Below are 13,654 nucleotides of genomic sequence, written 5' to 3' on the forward strand. Positions count from 1 at the left end.
TTCCCGGCTTACAGTTCCGCGTGCAGGTGCCAGACTTTGTCGGCTGCCTCGCGCCACGAGAACGCCCGACCCCGGTCCCCTGCCATCACTCCCAGCCGCTCGGCCGCCGCGGTGGTGGCCAGCGCGTCCGAGAGGGCGGCTGCCAGTCCGTCGACGAGCGCCGAGGCATCCGTCCCCTCCACCAGCACGCCGCCGTCCACCACGATCTCGGAATGGACATCGGATGCCGCGGCGATCACCGGCACGCCGAGCGTCAGTGCGTCGACCACCCGCCAGGGGAATGCCGCCCGCTGGGCCGGAGCGACCAGCGCGAGCGTCGCGCCGAAGACCGCCGCGCGATCGGCGCTGTCCAGCCGCCCGCGCACGTGGAGGCTGCGCTCGGGAAGGCCCGCCGCGGCGGCGAGCTCGGCGATGACGGGCTCCTGACCCTCTTCTGCGTCGATGACGACGACGGGAAGGTCGCGTCCGGAGGCGGCGACGGCCGAGAAGCCCGTCGCAAGAGCGTCGGTGGGCGCCGGCCCGCCCGCGAGAAGAAGGTAGCCGTGCGGAAGGTCCAGCTCGCGCCGCCGGCCGACCTCGTCGGTGGGCACGGCGAAGTCGAGGGGCGATGCGCCCGCGATCACCCGGATCCGGTCCCCGAGCCGCGCGATCTCGGCGAGCCGCCGCGCGATCGAGTGCGTGGGGACCACGACGGCATCGGCGTGCTTCACGGCCCGCTTGAGCATGGCGCGGTGCCAGGCGGCGGTCGAACGGGGCAGCTCCGACGGCGCCTCCCACGGCCGCAGGTCCCACACGGTGACGACCGTCTGATCGTGATCGTGCACGCGATCGTGTTTCACGAGCGGGGCGAGCAGCGTCGGCGAGTGGATCATCCCCCCGCCGATGCCGGTGCCCACACCCATTTGGAGAGCGGCTGCCAGCTCGCGCCGCGGGAGCGCCGTGCGCCGCAGCCCCGCGAGTCCCGGAAGCTCTGCGTCCCCGACCCCGCCCGCCGGCATGATCCCCTCGACGACGCATCCCGCGGGCGCACCGGCGATGAGGGCACGAGTCAGGTCGCGGGATGCCTCCGCCAGCGAAGCCTCGGTGGGTGACGCGACCTGGTCGAGCATCACGCGCAGCGTTGCCACCACCGGTCAGCTCTCCGGGCTCGGAGTGGGCGTGGGGGGATGCAGAGCGGTCCGAACGAGCTCCTGGACGTAGGCATAGTCCGGCTCGTACTCGTCGATCCCGTTCTCGGGAGTGAGCTCGATCGTGGTGACCGGCTGCTCCTTCGCCTTCAGAGCGAGGTCCGCGAGGAAGGGGATGAGCGACTGCGGCAGATCGGTCTCGACGATGTCGGCGCCGGCGGCCGCGACATCCTGGAACCTCGTCAGAACCGTCTGCGGGGTGAACTGGGCCAGAATCGCCTGCTGCAGGATGCGCTGACGCTCCATCCGGTCGAAGTCGCTCGTCGTGTACCGCGAGCGCGCGTACCACTGAGCGGTGTCACCGTTCATCCGCTGGGGTCCGGCCTCGATCCACCCCGTCGCCCACTCGTCGACGGGCTGGCCCTCATAGGCGGGTCCGCCGCCCTTCGGCAGGCGCTCCACGACATCGATCTCGACACCGCCGAGCGCGTCGATCAGGGACGCGAAGCCGTGCATGTCGACGAACACGTAATACGGGATCTCGATCCCGAGGATTCCTTCCGCCGCGTCCTTGGTCGCCTCGATACCGGGAGCGGAGGAGTTGGCCACCGCGTCGGGATAGAGCGCGTCGCCGTCCTGACACACCTCGACCTCGGTCCGGAGCTGGTTGATGCCGCTCCCCCATCCGCAGTTCGGATCCGCGTGACCCTCGTGCCCGCTGGGGTAGCGGTCCTGCATCGGCCCTGCCGAGAACGGGAAGTTCGGCATGTCGCGCGGAATGCCTGTGATCGTCGTGGCGCCCGTCTCCGCATTGACCGAGACCACCGAGATGCTGTCGAAGCGCATCGAGTCGCGCCCCTCCCCGCTGTCGGCTCCGAGCAGCAGGATGTTGTAGTACCCGTCAGAAGGGGGCACCGCCGGCCCTGTCGCCTCGAAGATCGCGCCGAGCGTCTCGCGCGTCGTGCCGACGGCGGATGCCGCGTATGCCGCCGTGCCGCTCGCCACCGTGAGAAGGACGACCGCGAGCGCCGCGATCCCGAACCGGGCCACGGGCCCCGCCTTGACCAGCCGGACGAGGCGGAGGGTGTCGATCGTGAGCACGATCCACAGCACCGCGTAGGCGATGAGCGCGCCCTGGATCAGCAGGAGCGGGAGAGGACGCAGCAGACTCAGCCACGCGGGCAGCCACGCGCCGGTCGCAAGGCTCAGCCCCGTCGTCGGCGCCAGCAGCGCGAAGAGGACCGTGACGACGAGTCCCGCCCACAGCAGGAACGTCGAGACGATGCCGACGCGAGCGAGGCGACGGCTTCCCGCGACCGCCTGGGCCGAGCCCGGCATGAGGAAGTTGAGCACGACGAGCCACCATCCCCGCGCCGTCATCTGCGCACGGGACGCGGTGTCAGGGTGGCGCAGCGGGCGCTCCTCGACCACGCGCGGCGAGCGGCCACCCGCGCCGATGCGCTGCGGGGTCATGACGGTCACAGGGACTCCTTGAGCCGCCGGTTCTTGTCCTCGACCTGCGCCTCCAGCTCGCGGGCGTATTGCTCGATGCGCTCGGCGAGAGCGGGATCCGAGGCGCCGAGGATGCGGGCGGCGAGCAGCCCGGCGTTCTTGGCGCCGTTGATCGACACGGTGGCGACGGGGATCCCGGCCGGCATCTGCACGATGCTCAGCAGAGAGTCCAAGCCGTCCAGCGTCGACAGCTGCACCGGCACGCCGATGACGGGGACCGCGGTCACCGATGCGAGCATTCCGGGGAGGTGGGCGGCGCCGCCTGCGCCGGCGACGATCGCCTTGAGTCCGCGCGAACGAGCCTCACGGCCGTAGCGCATGAGCTTGTCGGGCGTGCGGTGGGCGGAGACGACCTCGACCTCGTGGGCCACGCCGAAGTCGGTCAGCACCTGCGAGGCGTCGCTCATGACGCGCCAGTCGGAGTCGGAACCCATCACGACGCCGACGAGCGGCATGTCCGAGGAATGCAGGGGGCGAGTCACCCGTCAAGGCTAGGGGCCCAGGCTGGAAGATCCCCGCAACGGCGCGGCCGGGCATCCGATCCCGGCCCGTCGGAATCAGTCCAGGAAGACGGATGCCGCCGCTCTGGCCCGGTAGGTGACGTCATCCAGGTCGTCGCCCGCGACGTTGACGTGGCCTACCTTGCGACCGGGGCGAGGCGCCTTGCCGTACGTGTGCACCTTGGCGTCCGGATGCTCCGCCATCGCGGCGGCGAATCGGGCATCGAGGGAACCCTGTGCAGGCCCGCCGAGGATGTTCACCATGACCGACCACGGCGCGCGCGCCGTCGTGTCCCCGAGCGGAAGATCGAGCACGGCACGCAGGTGCTGCTCGAACTGGCCGGTGACCGCGCCGTCCTGGCTCCAGTGGCCGCTGTTGTGCGGCCGCATCGCCAGCTCGTTGACGAGCAGTCGCTCGTCGGTCGTCTCGAACAGCTCGACGGCGAGCATGCCCGTCACGTCGAGCCCCTCGGCGATGCGCACGCCGATCTCAGCCGCGACCTGCCGCAGTCGCTCGCCGGCGTGCGGGGCCGGGGCGAGCACTTCGGCGCACACCCCGTCTCGCTGCACGGTCTCGACGACGGGGTAGACGGCAGTGTCGCCGGAGGGGCGCCGGGCGACCTGCTGGGCGAGCTCGCGCGAGAAATCGACGAGCTCCTCCACGAGCAGCGCTCCCCCGCGTGCGTCCTCGGCGAGCGTGGCGAACCAGTCGTCTGCCTCGGTCGCGGCTCCGACGACGCGAACACCCTTGCCGTCGTACCCACCGCGCGGCGTCTTCACGACGGCTCGGCCGCCGTGATCATCCAGGAACGCCTGCAGTTGGTCGGCGTCGGTCACCGCGGCCCAGTCCGGCTGAGGCATCCCGAGTTCGGCGAGGCGGGCGCGCATGACCAGTTTGTCCTGCGCGTGCTTCAGCGCCTCGGGACCGGGGCGCACCGCGACACCGGCATCGACCAGTGCGGCGAGGACGTCCTGCGGAACATGCTCGTGGTCGAAGGTCACGACGTCCACCTCCCGCGCGAAGGCGAGGACGCGCCCGACGTCGCGGTAGTCGCCGACCGCCGAGGCGGCGAGTGAGGCCGCCATGTTCGCTTCCTCTGCGAGAACCCGCAGCTCGACTCCGAGCTCGACCGCAGGGGCGATCATCATGCGGGCGAGTTGACCGCCTCCGACCACTCCGACACGCAGCGCCATTCCGTCACCTTTCTCCCGACACTCCATCATCCCGCACGCCCGCGCGGCGTAACGGCGTCATCTCGTGCCGGGAAGCGGAGGAGGTGGAGGCAGCGGCGGCTGCGCGTCGCGGTGCGCAAGGATCTGGTTCACCTCGACCTGGTCGACGAGCGCCTCGTGCACGAGCTCGACGCTGGGCACGTTCGCCAACCGCAGCGGCGGCTCCACGCCGTTGGAAAGCGTGAGCGTCCCCGTCCGCCACAGGCGTTGCAGGACTCCACGGCGAATCTGGATCGAGTAGCCGCGCACGTGCGACATCTCGCGGTGGCGACTCGCGAGGATCCCCGAACGCTCGATCACGCGGCGGGTGGTGATCGTGTAGACGTGCGCCCACCAGGAGAGGAAGGGGAGGAGGACGAGCACGAAGACCACGACACCGGCGGCCACGACCAGCATCCAGTCCTCGAAGGGGGCGGGCAGGTTCCCGTAGAAGTACCCGCACGCGCCGGCGACGAGGATGAGGACGACCGCCGACCAGGTCAGTCGACGCGCGTGACTGCGGAACCGGGCGACGCGCAGCTCGGGCGTCGGAGCGCCCGGAGCGGGGGCGTAGGGCCTCCCGCCGTAGCTGATCGGCTGCGTCATGCTCCCATTGTGCGGCTCACGCTGCCCACAGCGCCCACGCACCGCCGTTCGGCGTCATGGAGGGGCGGGATCAGCGGACGTGGACGACGTCGCCCGCCGAGACCACGCTCTCGAACTCGGAGTCCCGCACCACGACGAGCCTGCCGTCCGGGTCGATCCGCTGCGCCCGCCCCCGAAGAGTCTCGCCATCGGGGAGGGACACGACGACCTCGCTTCCGAGTGTCGAGCAGAGGACCTCCACCTCGGCGAGGACTCCGGCTGCCGCCGCGTTTCCTCGCGCGGCCACGAGCGCGTCGAGCTGCTCGTCGAGCGCGGTGAGGTAATCCGCGATCAGGCGGTCATCATCAGCCTCCTGGCCGATCGCCTGGAAGGACGTCGCCGTCTCGACCGGGAGATCCGTGCGAGGCATCCGCGTGTTGACGCCCGAGCCGATCACGATGACATCGGGGTGCCCCGGCACCACTTCCGCGAGGATGCCGCACACCTTCGCCCCGTCGAGCAGAACGTCGTTCGGCCACTTGAGCCGCGCCTCGTGGGCGGTGCCGATCAGCTGGGCGCCGATGGCGCGCGTCATGGCGGCGCCGGCTACGAGGGGGATCCATCCGCGGCTCGCGGGCGGGATCGCCGACACGCGCACCACCATCGAGATGGCGAGGGCTGTGCCGGGGGGCGTGACCCATGACCGATCCAGCCGCCCCCGCCCCGCGCGCTGATCCGTGGTCAGGAGCACCGAGAGGTGAGGCCACTCGTCCGGGGCCTCCGTCACGTGACGGATGACGTCGGCATTCGTCGACTCGGTCGTCTCCACGACCTGCACGCGCGGACTCACGTGCGCCGCCAGGGGGTATCCGTGCTCGGGGATCGCCATGCCGCTCACGCTACCGGGAGGTCACCTGTTGCGCAGGCCGGTGTAGTACGTCCAGAGCCGCCGGGAGCCGTACCTGACCTCATACCAGACCCGCTGACTCTCGAGTTGCTCGAGGATCACTCCCGCGGGGATCGTGACGACGGCAGGTCCTCCGGGCGATGATCGCAGGACGGATGCCGTACGCGTGACCATCTGTTCGACAGGGTAGCTCGCCGCGGTTCCGAAGCTCCCGTTGAAGTGGGAGTACACCGCGCGTGAGATCGCTCGGAATGCCGCTGTCGGCGGCGCATTGTCGCCGACGATAGACAGGATGTACGAGTGCCTTGCGCCGTTGACGATCGCCGTGTCCCCCTGGAGGAGCCCGGACGCCACCCAGAGCGCGCCGGGCTTGCTCGCCTGAGGTACTCCCGGTGGTATGCCTGATGCGATCCGCGACCGCCCGATCTGAGACCGCATGTGGTTGATCAGCAGGTCGGAGTACGGCTTGACCAGGATGGATCGATTCGCGAGCCGCTCCATCAGCCATGCCAGGTCGTTCGTGGTCGTGCGATTTCCGGCATAGAGGACACTCGTCCCAGGCGGCACCGATCCGTACACGGTGTTGGTGAATCCGGCCGCCCGGATCATCCGGTTCAGCTCTGCGATCCCGATCCAGTGGACGATGTCGGTGTGGCAGAAGTTGTCGGAAACGTGGATCATCACCTGGATGCATGTGCCGAGTGACACCCCGGAGCGAAGCGTCGAGTTCAGCGATACGCGACCTTGCTCGACTCGCTCGAGAACCGCCCAGGCGGCGAAGATCTTCATCATGCTCGCCGGCTCGCGGCGGATTCCGCCACCGATACTCACGGCCTCTGAGAGACCGCCGATCTGGCGGACCGTCACGCTGTAGACGCCCTGATACGACGAGAGCGTCGACTGGATTGCGGACGACAGCGCGTTCTGTCGCCTGGTCTTCTCGGCTGAGCAGTACGTGTTCGAGGCGACGGCCGCACTGAGACTGTTGGCGTCGCCCACGAGAGTCACACGTGCGCGTGACGCGGTGAGGTCCTTCGCCACGACATCGTGCACGCATTCGTAGAGGGAGTAATAGAGGGGCTGCCGGGTGACGGATGCCACACCTGCCGCCACCGCGACGTCCCACGCACGCCACGGATTCACGAGGAACGACGTCGTGCGTCCGACACCCGCGATGCGCGCTATCACCGTGGCCAGGTTGAAGCGGTCCGCGTTCACGTGGCTGCTCACCGCAAACCCCGCCCCCCGCAGGCCCGCCTCGTACGCGCTGGACATTGCGCTGCCCCGTACGAGGACGACAGATGTCGTGCCGGCGGCGCGAAGCGCGGCGATGACCTCGGGAGTGGGTGCGACGTTCCCGTTGACCGCGAGCATCTTCTTGCCAGCCGTCGCGGCGAGCGTGGCAGCGAGCGGGAGGTCGAAGATCGTTCCGGCTCCGGCCAGATAGACCGTGTCAGCTCCTGCGGTGCCGGCTGCGAACATAGACTGCGCGGTCTCGTACACGGACGCACCGCCGAACCGGCGGACGTCACTGGTCACCGTTCGGGCAATGGACACGACGGCGTCGGTGACGAACGCCGTCCCTCCGACAACCAGGATCGTGGTCGGCGCGAGGCGCTGCAACTCCGTACGGACCGCCGCAGGAATCCCTGCCGGCTGGACATACAACATGGCGGCGTCGAGCTCTGCGGCCAGGCCGGCCGCCGCTGCGGCGAACACGGGATACGCGGCGGATGTCAGGATGACGTGGTCGGCGCCGTTGGGAAAAGTCGCCTTGGACGCGTTGATCGCTGAGATATAGGCGTCTGGACTCGTGATGATCCGTGACGCCGCCGGGACAGGCGCCGCAAGTGCCTCAGCCGTCAGCGCATCGTCACGGGCGACGTCCTGCTCCTGCTCGGACTGCTCTTGTGTCTGCTCGGGCTCCCGCGCGGCGCCCGGGGAGGGTGTCGGTGTCGGAGTCGGTGTCGGTGTCGGAGTCGGAGTCGGCTGAGCTCCCGCACCGGCGCCCTCGCCGCTTGGAATCGGCGTAACCGTGGGCGTCGGCGACTGTCCGCCGGACTCGTCCGTTGCCGATGAAGCGATGCCGTCAGACGCCTGCGCGATCGAGTACTCGGTCGCCAGAGGCATCAGCAACCCGAAGACGGCCGCGAACGCGGCTACACGCACAATTCGACTCTTCACAACATCCTTCACACCAGTATCGTCCTGTCCCCGACGCCGACGATAGCCCGAGGGTCCGCCGCGCGGCATGAGAGCGACATGAGATTTCGGCTTCTGCACACCACGCTTCGTTTCGTGGATCGCGGATGCCGCGGCATCCCCCGACTCCCACCGACAGTCGATGCCGCTTCCCCTTGTGCAAACCCTCCAACCCGTCGCGAGAGCCCGCCGATAGGGTGGAACGCGTGACCGATCAGCCCGACCTCTTCACGACCGCCGGCAAGATCGCCGACCTCCGCGCGCGCTATCAGGAGGCCGTCCTCGACGCCGAGGCCGTCGCCAAGCAGAAGCAGCACGCGAAGGGGAAGGGCACGGCCCGCGAGCGCATCGAACTGCTCGTCGACCCCGGCAGCTTCGTCGAACTCGACGAGTACGTGCGACACCGCACGACCGCGTTCGGCATGGACAAGTCGCGCCCCTACGGCGACTCGGTCGTCACGGGTGTCGGCACCATCCACGGTCGCACCGTGGCGGTGTACTCGCAGGACTTCTCCACGTTCGGCGGCTCGCTCGGCGAGGTCGCCGGCGAGAAGATCATCAAGGTCATGGAGTTCGCGCTGCGCAGCGGCATCCCGATCGTGGGAATCCTCGACTCCGGCGGCGCGCGCATCCAGGAGGGCGTCGTCGCGCTGGGCAAGTACGGCGAGATCTTCCGCCTGAACACCCAGGCCTCGGGCGTGATCCCCCAGATCTCGATCATCATGGGCCCCGCAGCGGGCGGCGCCGTCTACTCGCCCGCCCTGACCGACTTCGTCGTGATGGTCGACAAGACGAGCCAGATGTTCGTCACCGGACCCGACGTCATCAAGACCGTGACCGGCGAGGACGTCGGCATGGAGGAGCTCGGCGGCGCTCACACCCACAACACCCGGTCGGGCGTCGCCCATTACCTCGCGGAGGACGAGGACGACGCGATCGACTACGTCCGAACCATGCTGGGGTTCCTGCCCGACAACAACATGGCCGAACTCCCGGTCTACGAGAGCGGGTTCGAGTTCGAGACGACGGATGCCGATCGCGCCCTCAACGCCATCATCCCCGACTCCGCCAACCAGCCCTACGACATCCACCAGGTCATCCGCGGCATCGTCGACGCCGAGGACTTCCTCGAGGTCCAGCCGCTGTTCGCCCCCAACATCGTGATCGGCTTCGGCCGCATCGAAGGTCGCTCGGTCGGCATCATCGCCAACCAGCCCTCGCAGATGGCCGGAACGCTCAACATCGAGGCCGGCGAGAAGGCCAGCCGCTTCGTGCGATTCTGCGACGCCTTCTCCATCCCCATCGTGACCCTGGTCGACGTGCCCGGCTACCTTCCCGGCACCGACCAGGAGTGGACCGGGGTCATCCGCCGCGGCGCCAAGCTTCTCTACGCGTACGCCGAGGCCACCGTGCCGCTCGTCACCGTCATCCTTCGCAAGGCATATGGCGGCGCGTACATCGTGATGGGCTCGAAGCAGCTCGGCGCCGACATCAACCTCGCGTGGCCGACCGCCGAGATCGCGGTCATGGGCGGACAGGGTGCGGTCAACATCCTCTACCGCGGCGAGATCCAGCGTGCCGAGCAGGCTGGTGAGGATGTCGCGGCGGTCCGCACGCGGCTCGCCAACGAGTACACGTACAACGTCGCCTCGCCGTTCCTCGCGGCCGAGCGCGGCGAGCTGGACGGGATCATCGAACCGGCGCAGACTCGCGTGTCGATCGCGAAGGCCCTGCGCGCGCTGCGAGGCAAGCGTGCGAGCCTCCCGCCCAAGAAGCACGGGAACATCCCGCTGTGACGATCGCGGGAGACGACGCCGCGGGCGTCCGGATCGACGTCCTGCGCGGCACGCCGAACGAGGAGGAGTTGGCGGCCCTCCTCGCGGTCGTCACCGAGGCGTACACCGGCGAGGCCGCCGAGGCCGTCGCCGATGACAACACGTCTCGCACCGCCTGGTCGCTGAGCCAGCGCGATCTCCGTCAGCCCCTCCGCCGAGAGCTCGGCTGGGGTCGCTACGGCGGTTGAGCGGTTCCGTCCGCTCAGCCGGCGCAGCCGGTCGTCGAGTGCCGCCGCAGGCGGTGTATCGAGACGCGGCGGTTGAGCGGTTCCGTCCGCTCAGCCGGCGCAGCCGGTCGTCGAGTGCCGCCGCAGGCGGTGTATCGAGACGCGGCGGTTGAGCGGTTCCGTCCGCTCAGCCGGCGCAGCCGGTCGTCGAGTGCCGCCGCAGGCGGTGTATCGAGACGCGGCGGTTGAGCGGTTCCGTCCGCTCAGCCGGCGCAGCCGGTCGTCGAGTGCCGCCGCAGGCGGTGTATCGAGACGCGGGCGAGGGGATTCGCAAGATGTCCCCCGAAATACCTACAGACGCATGTCTTGCAGCGCGGCGATACTTGAATCGCTGGAACGCTTCTGCGTTCGGCTGACTCGCTCTCCGCCCTGCGGTAGATCCGAGCTCAGCCACGCGGACTGTTTTCGGGTAACAGTCCGCCAGGCGAGGGGCGGGCGGCTTCGCCGCCCCTCGCCTCCTCCCGACCACCGCTCCCCGTTTCGGTTCCCCTCCCCCACCGACACGGGGAGCGACTGCGTTTCGGGACGACACCACCAGGGCGAGCGGATGCCTCACCCGGCGCTCGTCCGAGGGTTCAGGTCACGCGACCCCGGGGTGCGGGATCTCACGCCACAGATCGACGCCGTCTTCTTCGGATGGTCCGCCGACGGACGGTGAGCGCCCGACGACCGTGACGGCGATGCGCGCGTCCGGCGATGTGCGGATATACAGCCGGTCCGAACTGGCCGAGCGCAGTGCCTCGGCGAGCTGCGCGCGGATGATGGAGAGTGTGGCGTCGTCGAGGCCCTCGAGCCCGCCCTCGTCCAGAACCGTGACGTTCGCTCCGCGTCGGCGCGCACGCTCGAGCTCGGCGCGCACGTCGTCGTCGAGGAGCCGGGGGCCGCGCATCTCGTCGCGGAGGCGCCCTTCCGCCAGGCGCGCTTCGAGCCGGTCGGCGTCGGTGAGGGCGCCGCCTGTGGCCACCGTCCGGGTGAGGACGGGGCCCGCGACCGCAAGCGCCTCCTGGACCTGCACGCGCCGCTCGCGCTGGCGCATGGCCTGCGATGCCTGCCACGCCGAGGCAGCGCGCTGAAGCTGCGCGAGACGGCCGGTGTCGCGGGCCGCACGGTCCATCGACAGCACGAGGAGTTGCGCGCACGTGACCCACACGATCGAGCCGACCAGTCCCAGGGCGAGGGCGGAAGCGACGCCCATCCACGCCATCGATGCGACCGCGAGCGCGGCGATCCCCGTCCACGCCGTCCACGGCCGACGACGGACCATCACGATCGTCATGAGCGCGCCGATGCCGCCGAGGTACCAGGTGGCGAAGGGTGCCGTCCGCGATTCCGGACCGACCGCGAACGAGATGGCGCTGGGCACGACGGCGGCACAGGTGAGTGCGAGCATCTGAGCGAGCACCGGGAGGCGCGGCTGCGTGCGTCCCGTCGGCAGGTTGACCTGTGTGACCGGGGGTGCGACGGACGTGCGCGGCGGCTCCCAGAAGATGCAGAGCCAGGTCGTGCCGAGGTAGAGCCCGAGCGCGCCGACGACGAGGAGCGGATACGGGACGGGAGAGGTCCACCACAGCCCTCGAGCGGCGAGGTAGGCGGTGAAGGCGACGCCGAGTGCGACGAGGACGTTCTTGACGCTGATCACGCTGCGCCCTCCCGCCATCCGAGGTGCACGACGGTTCCGTGGTGCCCGGTGTCGATGTGCGCGGTGCCGCCGACAGCAGCCACCCGCGCGAAGATCGACGCGCGGATGCCGAGGCGGTCGTCGGGCACGCCGTCGAGGTCGAAACCCTCGCCGGCGTCACGCACTTCGATGTCGATGCGTCCGCCGCCGGACGTGACGGCGACGGCGAGCCCCTTCCCGCCGGCGTGCTGGAGGGCGTTGGCGATCGCCTGGGTGGCGGCCAGGGTGAGCGCCCGCGCGACGCGTCCGGGAACGGCCGGGCTCTCCGGTCCGACGTCGCGCGCCGCGGAGACCTTCACGCCGACCTCCCGTGCTCCGGCCTCGATGTCGTCGGCCACGGTGTCCGCATCCCTCGGCTCATCCGGTCCTTCGTGCGCGTCCTGCTCGGTGTTGGCCAGTCGCGTGAGCGCCTCGCGGGCCATCGCGGCGGCGAGGGTCTGAGCTCTCGGAGAGTCGGCGCGCTCGGCGGCGATGAGGGCGGCGAGGACGCTGTCGTGCATGAGCGCCGCCACGGCGACGCGTTCCTGCTCAGCGGCGTCGGCAGCGGCCGCCGTGGCATACGACGAAACGGCGCGTGCGCGGGTCTCGTCGACGTTCGCGGCCACCGATCGGAACATCCAGCCGAGGGTGAGGATCACGCCGCCGAGAATGAGGGCGAACGACACGTCCAGGCCGAGCGGGGGCAGGAAGACGCCGGCGAACTCCGCCTGGATGAGCCGGACGAACCCGAACAGAAGGGGGCAGACAGCGGTCCAGGCGATCTGCACCGGAAGGGGGAAGGCGAGCACCGCGGCCAGCGTGGCGATGTTGACGAGGTACCAGATCCAGGGCTGCCCCGCGGGATCGGGATCGGAGCCGGCCGACGCCACCGGCCACGCGATGAGAGCGAGGATGTAGGCGAACGCGAAGACTCCGGCGCAGACGCGCACCGCCCGCCCGACGAAGCACGCCAGGATCATGACGGCCAGCGGCGCGAAGACGAAGATCATCAGCGGGAAATGCCAGCCGGGCCGCTCCTCGGCCGGACCGAGAGCGGTGAGGAACGCCTGAGCGCCGAGCACGAGGGAGCCGAAGCCCGCGACGATCGAGATGATGCGCTCGACGCGCGTGCGCGTGAAGGATCCGATGCCCGCCGTGGCCTCACGGGACTGCGGGATCTGCCCCCACGCGCTGTCGAGCTGGGAGACCGGCGCCTCAGCCGTCACCGGCGCCTCCCTCGGCCGCGGATTCGGCGAGGATGCCGTCCTCCATGGCCCGTCGGAGCAGGTCGACCTTGGTGGGCGCCGGGCGGCCGACCTCGACGTACTTCACGCGAACGCGCGTGATGTTCTCCTTCGCGGTGGAGTACGCCACGCCGAGACGGTCGGCGACCACCTTGAGCGGGAGTCCGGCAGCGTAGAGCCTGAGCACCTCGCGCTCCCGCGCGGACAGCTGGGCATCCGCGAACTCCCGGTCGCCTTCGACCGCACTGGCCCATTCGACGTTGTTGAGGGGCTCGCCGCGTGCGACCGTGCGCACAGCGGCGATGACATCGTCGATGCGGGAGGACTTGCTCACGACGCCCGCGGCGCCGGCGGCGAGCGCCTCGCGCACGGCGGCAGGGCGGTCGGCCACGCTGTGGATGATGACGCTCGACCCGTCGAGCACGAGCCGCCTCACGTTCTCCGTCACCGTCGTGCCGTCGCCCAGGGTGAGGTCGAGCACGACGACGTCGGCCGGAGCGGCCCCGGTCGACGACCGCCAGGTCAGGTATTCGGTCACGGTGCTCCCGGAGAAGACCACGTCCTTGCTGCCGTCGCGCTCGCACGCTGCGGCGAGTCCCAGCCGGACGGACTCGTGATCGTCGATGAGAGCAACCCGCGTCATGCC

Annotated in this window: 12 protein-coding genes; 2 read left to right on the plus strand and 10 right to left on the minus strand. The window is 70.0% G+C overall.

All coding sequences use genetic code 11. The features are described 5' to 3' along the window. Positions 1-8: 8 nt before the first annotated feature. The 7 genes from HF323_RS06115 to HF323_RS06145 all read right to left on the minus strand — a co-directional run bounded on the left by HF323_RS06115 (position 9) and on the right by HF323_RS06145 (position 7,973). Positions 9-1,130 carry a glycosyltransferase gene (locus HF323_RS06115; protein WP_188241654.1) on the minus strand — a complete coding sequence of 374 codons (1,122 nt, stop codon included), beginning with the start codon at positions 1,128-1,130 and terminating at the stop codon, positions 9-11. A gap of 3 nt (positions 1,131-1,133) precedes the next feature. Then, entirely contained in the window at positions 1,134-2,600 is a 1,467-nt protein-coding gene (locus HF323_RS06120; RefSeq protein WP_169582127.1) for an LCP family protein, read from the minus strand. Positions 2,601-2,605: 5 nt separating this feature from the next. Further along, positions 2,606-3,073 (minus strand): 5-(carboxyamino)imidazole ribonucleotide mutase, encoded by a 468-nt coding sequence (purE, locus tag HF323_RS06125; RefSeq protein ID WP_169582128.1) that lies wholly within the window; start codon positions 3,071-3,073, stop codon positions 2,606-2,608. A 123-nt stretch (positions 3,074-3,196) separates the two neighbouring features. Then, the gene (locus HF323_RS06130) at positions 3,197-4,333 is read right to left on the minus strand and encodes a 5-(carboxyamino)imidazole ribonucleotide synthase (RefSeq protein WP_169581694.1); all 1,137 of its coding nucleotides are present in this window, start codon (positions 4,331-4,333) and stop codon (positions 3,197-3,199) included. A gap of 57 nt (positions 4,334-4,390) precedes the next feature. Next, positions 4,391-4,957, minus strand: coding sequence for a PH domain-containing protein (locus HF323_RS06135; RefSeq protein WP_169581695.1), 567 nt, complete (start codon positions 4,955-4,957; stop codon positions 4,391-4,393). Between the two features lie 70 nt (positions 4,958-5,027). Next, positions 5,028-5,825, minus strand: a complete 798-nt coding sequence (locus tag HF323_RS06140) for a biotin--[acetyl-CoA-carboxylase] ligase (protein ID WP_169581696.1) — start codon at positions 5,823-5,825, stop codon at positions 5,028-5,030. A gap of 21 nt (positions 5,826-5,846) precedes the next feature. Further along, entirely contained in the window at positions 5,847-7,973 is a 2,127-nt protein-coding gene (locus HF323_RS06145) for a serine hydrolase (RefSeq protein WP_169581697.1), read from the minus strand. Between the two features lie 278 nt (positions 7,974-8,251). Here HF323_RS06145 and HF323_RS06150 point away from each other — a divergent pair, with 278 nt between their 5' ends. Both HF323_RS06150 and HF323_RS06155 read left to right on the plus strand, forming a co-directional pair. Continuing rightward, complete coding sequence (locus tag HF323_RS06150) at positions 8,252-9,841, plus strand: acyl-CoA carboxylase subunit beta (RefSeq protein WP_317451009.1); 1,590 nt, start codon at positions 8,252-8,254, stop codon at positions 9,839-9,841. Beyond that, the gene (locus HF323_RS06155; RefSeq protein WP_169581699.1) at positions 9,838-10,068 is read left to right on the plus strand and encodes an acyl-CoA carboxylase subunit epsilon; all 231 of its coding nucleotides are present in this window, start codon (positions 9,838-9,840) and stop codon (positions 10,066-10,068) included. The genes HF323_RS06150 and HF323_RS06155 overlap by 4 nt, the downstream gene beginning before the upstream one ends. Before the next feature lie 619 nt (positions 10,069-10,687). On the opposite strand, the gene HF323_RS06160 is transcribed toward HF323_RS06155, so the two are convergent. Genes HF323_RS06160 through HF323_RS06170 form a run of 3 tightly spaced genes read right to left on the minus strand, consistent with a single transcriptional unit; the run spans position 10,688 to position 13,651 of the window. Further along, positions 10,688-11,746, minus strand: a complete 1,059-nt coding sequence (locus tag HF323_RS06160) for a hypothetical protein (protein ID WP_188241655.1) — start codon at positions 11,744-11,746, stop codon at positions 10,688-10,690. After that, positions 11,743-12,990 carry an ATP-binding protein gene (locus HF323_RS06165; RefSeq protein WP_188241656.1) on the minus strand — a complete coding sequence of 416 codons (1,248 nt, stop codon included), beginning with the start codon at positions 12,988-12,990 and terminating at the stop codon, positions 11,743-11,745. The genes HF323_RS06160 and HF323_RS06165 overlap by 4 nt, the downstream gene beginning before the upstream one ends. Continuing rightward, positions 12,980-13,651, minus strand: coding sequence for a response regulator transcription factor (locus tag HF323_RS06170; RefSeq protein ID WP_169581701.1), 672 nt, complete (start codon positions 13,649-13,651; stop codon positions 12,980-12,982). Before HF323_RS06170 ends, HF323_RS06165 begins: the two co-directional genes overlap by 11 nt. Between the last annotated feature and the right edge of the window lie 3 nt (positions 13,652-13,654).

This window comes from Microbacterium sp. MF43 (genome assembly GCF_012847295.1).
Classification (GTDB): domain Bacteria; phylum Actinomycetota; class Actinomycetes; order Actinomycetales; family Microbacteriaceae; genus Microbacterium.